This window comes from Bradyrhizobium sp. Kon56 (genome assembly GCF_055807635.1).
The window spans coordinates 1-526 of the sequence record NZ_JBVVOU010000141.1 but is presented as its reverse complement, the minus strand read 5'-3'; the positions used below and the strand labels follow the sequence as shown (position 1 = coordinate 526).

The 526-nt window shown below is 58.6% G+C and carries 1 protein-coding gene; it reads left to right on the top strand.

Annotation, left to right across the window (positions count from 1 at the left end):
* Positions 1-298: 298 nt before the first annotated feature.
* A partial coding sequence (locus tag AC0L3B_RS38325; protein ID WP_473382764.1) for a hypothetical protein occupies positions 299-526 on the top strand: 228 nt, incomplete at its 3' end.

The window sequence follows — 526 nt, the reverse complement described above, 5'->3', positions numbered from 1 at the left end:
CATATCCGCGCGAATGCCGGCATACAGCGTGGCGAACAAGCCTTTTTCCCCCAGCCGCTTGGCCTTCACATTAAACAACGTTAAACTCAATTGAACCGCTGCCGTGCCGATCCGGGCCGACAACGCGAAAACGCTGTTGATTTGACGCCAACTGGCCGTCGATATCAAGAGAGCTCGGCTATGCTGTCATCGCACCTTCAGCCAGCTTTGTTGTGGCGCCAATGAAGGGAGTTGCTGCCCGTGGGTTGCGCGACACCGGTGCCAGATCCATAACCCCCAAGCCGCAAGGAGTGCTCGCTTGAGCCCTGTTTCAACTGCCTGTTCCGGTTTTATTTTCGCCTTGTGCCTGGGCATCGGCGCGCCGCTGGCCGCCGCGCCGCTGAACGAAGCGCTCAAACCCCTGCCGCCGGTACCGACGCTGGACCCGGCCAAGGTCGAGTTGGGCCGTAACAGACCCGCAAGGCTCAGATTCAAAAGGGAACCAACCATACAAGATCAGGGACTAATTACAAGTTTTGCCCTGCGC